This window comes from Streptomyces iakyrus, from assembly GCF_000717055.1.
GTDB classification, from domain to species: domain Bacteria; phylum Actinomycetota; class Actinomycetes; order Streptomycetales; family Streptomycetaceae; genus Streptomyces; species Streptomyces iakyrus.
This window is the reverse complement of the sequence record NZ_JNXI01000011.1, coordinates 225,684-231,927: the sequence shown is the minus strand read 5'-3', so window position 1 is coordinate 231,927 and position 6,244 is coordinate 225,684. Positions and strand designations below refer to the sequence as shown.

General features: G+C 74.4%; 4 protein-coding genes and 2 pseudogenes. 4 read left to right on the top strand and 2 right to left on the bottom strand.

The genetic code is table 11. The features are described 5' to 3' along the window. The 4 genes and pseudogenes from aspA to OO68_RS48510 form a co-directional block, all read left to right on the top strand. A pseudogene (gene aspA / locus OO68_RS18865) lies at positions 1 to 199 on the top strand (aspartate ammonia-lyase); the annotation flags it as partial. Between the two features lie 34 nt (positions 200 to 233). Next, entirely contained in the window at positions 234 to 1,166 is a 933-nt protein-coding gene (locus tag OO68_RS18860) for a glutaminase (RefSeq protein ID WP_033309542.1), read from the top strand. A gap of 159 nt (positions 1,167 to 1,325) precedes the next feature. Then, positions 1,326 to 2,720 carry a polyprenol phosphomannose-dependent alpha 1,6 mannosyltransferase MptB gene (gene mptB / locus OO68_RS18855; protein WP_033309541.1) on the top strand — a complete coding sequence of 465 codons (1,395 nt, stop codon included), beginning with the start codon at positions 1,326 to 1,328 and terminating at the stop codon, positions 2,718 to 2,720. Next, positions 2,717 to 4,102: a glycosyltransferase 87 family protein gene (locus OO68_RS48510; protein ID WP_033309540.1), complete on the top strand. Its 1,386-nt coding sequence runs from the start codon at positions 2,717 to 2,719 to the stop codon at positions 4,100 to 4,102. The genes mptB and OO68_RS48510 overlap by 4 nt, the downstream gene beginning before the upstream one ends. A 59-nt stretch (positions 4,103 to 4,161) precedes the next feature. Here the strand turns inward: OO68_RS48510 and OO68_RS44125 are convergent. Both OO68_RS44125 and rho read right to left on the bottom strand, forming a co-directional pair. Further along, a pseudogene (locus OO68_RS44125) lies at positions 4,162 to 4,935 on the bottom strand (D-alanyl-D-alanine carboxypeptidase family protein); the annotation flags it as partial. Positions 4,936 to 5,088: 153 nt separating this feature from the next. Then, entirely contained in the window at positions 5,089 to 6,231 is a 1,143-nt protein-coding gene (gene rho / locus OO68_RS18845) for a transcription termination factor Rho (protein WP_033309539.1), read from the bottom strand. Positions 6,232 to 6,244: the final 13 nt, after the last annotated feature.

Genomic DNA, 6,244 nt, shown 5'->3' with positions numbered 1-6,244 from the left:
GGAGAACTCCATCGGCCTGGTCACCGCCCTCAACCCGCACATCGGCTACACCGCCGCCACCGACATCGCCAAGGAGGCCCTCGCCACCGGCCGCGGAGTCGCCGAACTCGTCCTGGAGAAGGGCCTGCTCCCCGCCGAGACCCTCACCGCCCTGCTACGCCCCGAGGTCCTGGCGGGCAGCGGGCACACCCCGGCCTGACCCGCATGAGCGCACCGGGACCGGCGGAGGGACAATGGCGATCATGACGTCGTCGACGACCTTCCAGCCGGTTCTCGAGCGCATCGCCGAGGAGATCGAGCGGACCCCCGGCCGCGGCCGGCCCGCCGACTACATCCCGGCGCTCGCCGCCTGCGACCCGCGCCGCTTCGGCATGGCCGTCGCCGACCTCGACGGCACGGTGTACGGGGTGGGGGACTGGCGGCAGCCGTTCTCCGCACAGTCCCTCACCAAGGTTTTCACCCTCGCCCTCGACCTGGCCCGCGAGGGCGACGCCCTGTGGGATCACGTGGGCCGCGAGCCCTCCGGCAACCGTTTCAACTCCCTGGTCCAGCTGGAGTACGAGAACGGCATCCCGCGCAACCCGTTCATCAACGCGGGCGCCCTCGTCGTCACCGACCGGCTGCACACCCGTACCGGCGACGCGTCGGGCGAACTGCTGTCGTTCCTGCGGACGGAGAGCGGCAACCCCGGCCTGACCTTCGACCAGGAGGTCGCCGCCTCCGAGTCCGCCCACGGCGACCGCAACGCCGCGCTCGGCCATTTCATGGCGTCCTACGGCAACATCGACAACCCCGTGCCGACGCTCCTGGAGCAGTACTTCCGGCAGTGCTCGATCGCCGCGTCCTGCGCCGACCTCGCGCTCGCCACGGGCTTCCTCGCCCGGCACGGCATCCGCGCCGACGGGACCCGCCTTCTGACCCGCAGCCAGGCCAAGCAGATCAACGCGATCATGCTGACCTGCGGCACCTACGACGCCGCGGGCGACTTCGCGTACCGCGTGGGCCTGCCCGGCAAGAGCGGGGTCGGGGGCGGCATCATCGCGGTCGTGCCCGGCCGCTGCACCTTGTGCGTGTGGAGCCCGGGGCTCGACGAGCGGGGCAACTCGGTGGCGGGCGTGGCGGCGCTCGACCGCTTCACGACCCTGACCGGCGTGTCGGTCTTCTGAGCACGGATCCCATTCCGGGTCACCGTCGCGGCGGGGCCGTCGCCGCGTCGGTGCCGCTTCGGCCAGTGATCACCGGCCGGTCACACGCGGGCCGCCCGCTGGAGAGGGAAGCGTCCCCTCCCGGTCATGCGCCGTTGACACGCTGCCCGAGTGTTGGCCATGGCTTTCCCCGTCGATCTCCGCCGCTGCCAGGTACTCGGCCTGGCCGGTACCGCCTGCCTCGCCCTGGGCGGTGAGACGGCCGGCGCCTTGCCCGTGGCGGACCTCCTCCACCCGGCATCCGCCCGCGCCGCCCTGGGCCTGGTCGTCGTGTACTTCGGCGTCGTCCTGCTGATCGCGGCCTGGCTGCTGCTGGGCCGACTGGTCCGCGGACCGCGACCACCGGCTCCGCGCGCCCTGCTGCTCGTCCTCGTCGTCTGGGCGGCCCCGCTGCTGATCGCCCCGCCGCTGTTCAGCCGCGACGTCTACAGCTACCTCGCCCAAGGGGCGATGGTCGAGGCGCACATGGACGTGTACGCGCACGGGCCGTCCCGGCTCGGCGGTCCGCTCGCCGACGAGGTCGCGCCCCTCTGGCGGCACACCGGCGCCCCGTACGGCCCGGTGTTCCTCGCCGTCGCGGCGGCCCTGTCCGGTCTGACCCGCGGTGAACTGCCCGCCGGGCTGTTCGGGATGCGGCTCGTCGCCCTCGCCGGGGTGGCCCTGATGGCGGCCGCGCTGCCCCGCCTCGCCCGCCACAGCGGCGCCGACCCGTCCGCCGCGCTGTGGCTCGGCGCCCTCAACCCGCTGGTGCTGCTGCACCTGGTCGCGGGCGCCCACAACGACGCCGTCATGCTCGGCCTGCTCGGCATCGGCCTGGTGGCGGCGCTCGGCCGGTGGCCGGTCCTCGGCGCCGTCCTCGTCACCCTCGCCGCCCTGGTCAAGGCGCCCGCAGCGCTCGGTCTCGCCGCCGTCGTCGTCCTCCAGCTCCGCGCGGGCCGCAGCCCGGTGCAGGCCCTGGTGCCGACCACCCTCGCAGCCGCCGCGACCACCGTCGCCGCGACGGCCGTGGCCGGCACCGGATACGGCTGGGTCGGCGCCCTGAACACCCCCGCCTCACCCCAGAACTGGGCCCTGACCACGCTCCTGGGGCGCGCCACCCGGGCCCTGCTGGAGCACCTCGGCAGCGGCCTCGCGCCGCTGGCGGTCCCCGCCTGGCACGCGCTGGGCATCCTGACCGCGGTGACCGCGATCGTGCTGATCTGGCTGCGGCTGCGCCCCCGGCCCGTGTACGCGCTCGGCCTGTCCCTGGCGGCGGTGGCCGCGCTCGGCCCGGCGATCCGCCCCTGGTACGCCCTGTGGGGCCTGTTCCTCATCGCCGCCGCCGCACCCAGTACGTCCGTACGCCACCGCACGGCGGCGGTGACGGGCGTCCTCGCGCTGTGCGTCCTGCCCAGCGGCGGCCCGGCGGACACCGGACAACTCGTGCTGGCCGTCTCCGGCGGGGCACTCGCGGTCGTCGTGCTGTGGCAGGCCCGCCAGACCGAACTCGCCCCGGCGCCGGGTAGCGCCGCATGACCCCCGCTCTGCCGCGCACCGACCGGGGCCGGCTGCTGCTGGTGCTCGCCCTGGCCGCGCTGGTGACGCTCTTCACCGCGACCGTGCCGCTGCTGCGCGACTGGTTCGACCTGCGCGTCTACTACGGCAGCATCGACTCCTGGGTCCACCACGGCGGTCGCGTCTACGACTACCGGGTGCCCGGCACACCGTACGGCTTCACCTACCCGCCGTTCGCCGCCGTCGCCATGCTGCCCATGGCCCTGCTGTCGCTGCACGCCGCGATCGCCGTGGCTCTGCTGCTCAACCTGGCCGCCCTGGCTGTGGTCCTGCGCCTGCTCGCCGGATCCGACCGGCGGCGCCCCGGCTGGTACGGCTGGGCTCTGATCGCCTGTCTGCTCGCCCTGTTCGAACCACTCCGCGACACCTTCAGCTTCGGGCAGGTCAACCTCCTGCTGCTGGCGCTCGTGCTCGCCGACGCGACGCTGCTCGCCACCGGACGAGGACGCCTGGCAGGCGCCGGCATCGGCCTCGCGGCCGCGGTCAAGCTCACGCCGGCGCTGTTCATCGGTCTGCTGCTGGTGGCCGGGCGCCGGCGCGCGGCAGCGGTCGCCACGGCCGTCGCGGCGGGAGCCACGGCCCTCGCGGCCGGGGTGGACCCGGACGCCTCGCGCTTCTACTGGACCGAGGCGCTGTGGGACACCAGCCGCGTGGGACGCCTCGGTTACGTCTCCAACCAGTCGGTGCAGGGCGCCCTGGCGCGGCTCGGCGAACCGGACCGCGCGGTGTGGGCGGTGGCGGTCCTGCTGATCCTCGGCGTGTGGGCGCTGCGGGCGCGACGGGCGGCCGCGGCGGGGGACTGGACGGCCGCGTTCGCCCTGACCGGCCTCGCCGCCTGCCTCGTCAGCCCGATCACCTGGGTGCACCATCTCGTCTGGCTGCTCCCGTCCTTCGCCGTGCTGGTCCGGGCGGGGCGCCCCCGGGTGGCGGGCGCCCTGTACGGGGTGCTGTGCACGAGCGTGGTGTGGCTGTGGTACGACGACGCGTCCGGCGTCGACGGGTTCCTGGGCAGCAACACCTACGCCTGGATCACTCTGGGCCTGCTGCTGTGGCTGCCGGCCGGTCAGCCCCGGCCGGGCCTGCGGACCGGGAGCCGCAGCACCAGCACCACGACCGCCGCGCCCGTACCGACGGCGCCCACGATCAGCCCCGCCTCCGTCCAGACGGACCCCCGCTCGGCCTGCACGGCCGCCGCGACCGCGGGCGGCGTCGTCACCGCCGGCCGCGCGGGTGCGGGCGGCGCGCCGAGCGAGCCCACCGCCTCGACCCTCCCGGCCGATCCGAAGCCCCAGTCGAGCAGCGAGCGCGCCTCCTCGTACACGGCGGAGCCACCGCCCTCCTGAGGGTTCATCACCGTCACGACCAGGGTGCGCCCGTCCCGCCGCGCCGCCGCGACGAGCGTGCTGCCGGCCTTGCTGGTGTAACCGTTCTTGATCCCGATCAGCCCCCGGTACGGCTTCACGCCCTGGGCGCCGCTGAGCAGCCGGTTGGTGTTGAGGATCGGGTACGACCAGTTGCCGCCGCCGGGGAACTTGGCCTCGACCGTGGCGCAGTACCGGGCGAAGTCGGGGTTGCGCAGCCCCACCCGGCCGAACACCGCCAGGTCGTACGCCGACGACACCTGGCCCGGTGCGTCGTAGCCGTCGGGCGACACCACGCGGGTGTCGTGGGCGCCGAGGGACCGGGCCTTGGCCTGCATCCGCTCGGCCGTGAGCCGCCAGCCGCCGTTGAGCTCGGCCAGGACGTGCACGGCGTCGTTGCCCGAGTTGAGGAAGACACCGCGCCACAGGTCGGCGATCCGGTACGTACGGCCCTCGGCGACACCGACCAGGCTGCTGCCGGCTCCGATGCCCCTCAGCTCCCCTGCGCGGACCGTGTGCCGGATGCCCGCCGGCAGTCCGGGCAACACGGTGAGGGCGAACAGGGTCTTCAGGGTGCTGGCCGGGGGCAGCCTGCGGTGGGCGTTGTGCGCGGCGAGCACCTCACCGGTGCTGGCGTCGGCCACCAGCCAGGACAGTGCGGAGACCTTCGGGACGCGAGACGCCCCGGCGCGCAGGCGGACCTGGGTGCCGGGACGGTACAGCAGTGAGGGGTGCGGCGCCGCGGCCCTCGGCCCGCCCGGCGGGGTGGGCTCCGCCCCGCCGGGACCGGCCGCCGCGGCGGGCGTCAGGGCCATGAGCCCCGCGAGGCAGAGCACACCCGCCGACAGGGTCACCCGGGAAGAGAATCCGATGATCATATGATCAACGTAGAAACGGACCTGCTCCGCACGGCGACGACGGGGCCGCACACCGCGCGTTCCGGCACCCGAATGGCAGAGTGCTGCGCGTCAGCCCGCGGACAGGGTGGGCTGGATGCGCCGCAGGAACGTCGCGTTGTCCGGTGTCTCGCGCATCCGCTCCAGGAGCGTCTCCAGGGCGCCCTGCCCCTCCCGCCCCTGCAGCACGCGCCGCAGACCGTGGACGGCCGCCAATTCGGCGGGCGGCAGGAGCAGTTCCTCGCGGCGGGTGCCCGAGGGGATGATGTCGACGGCCGGGAACACCCGGCGGGACGCCGGGTCCCGGCTCAGGCGGAGCTCCATGTTGCCGGTGCTCTTCAGTTCCTCGAAGTAGAAGTCGTCGGCCCGGGAGCCGGTCTCCACCAGGGCGGTCGCGAGGATCGTGAGGGAACCGCCCTCCTCGGCCGACCGGGCGGCGCCGAAGAACCGCTTGGGCCCGGCCAGCGCGGACGCGTCTACGCCCCCGGTGAGGATGCGGCCGCCGGAAGCGGCCGCGTTGTTGTGCGCCCGGCACAGCCGGGTCAGCGAGTCGAGGAGGATGACGACGTCCTCGCCGGCCTCGACGAGCCGCTTGGCCCGCTCGACCACGAGGTCGGCGAGCGCGACGTGCTGCTTGGCGCTGCGGTCGAACGTCGAGGCGTACACCTCGCCCCGCACACAGCGCCGCATGTCGGTGACCTCCTCAGGCCGCTCGTCGAGCAGCAGCATCATCAGCCGGCACTCGGGATGGTTGCCGGTGACGGCGGCCGCGAGCTGCTGGAGGAGGACGGTCTTGCCGGTCTTGGGCGGCGCCACGATGAGCCCGCGCTGGCCCTTGCCGACCGGCGCGATCAGATCGACGACGCGTCCGGCCAGTCCGGCGGCCGGGTGCTCCAGCCGCAGCCGCTCGTGCGGATGCAGCGGTGTCAGGTTCCGGAAGGCGCGCCGGTCGCGCGGGCCGTCGGCCGTACGGCCCTCGACCCGTAGGACGCCGGTGAGGCCGCGCCGGTCGCCGAGTACGCCCTCGACGAGGTCGCCCTTGCGCAGGCCGTACCGGCGGATCAGCGCGGGGGAGACGGCCGCGTCGGTGGGCGTGGGCAGGCAGTTCTCGCCGCGCAGGTGCCCCTTCCCGCCCGCGTCGACGTCGAGGACGCCGGAGACGGTCCGGTCCGGGGTCTGCTGCTGTTGGGGTGGGTTTTCGAGTGTGGTGGTCATGGTGGTGTGTGTC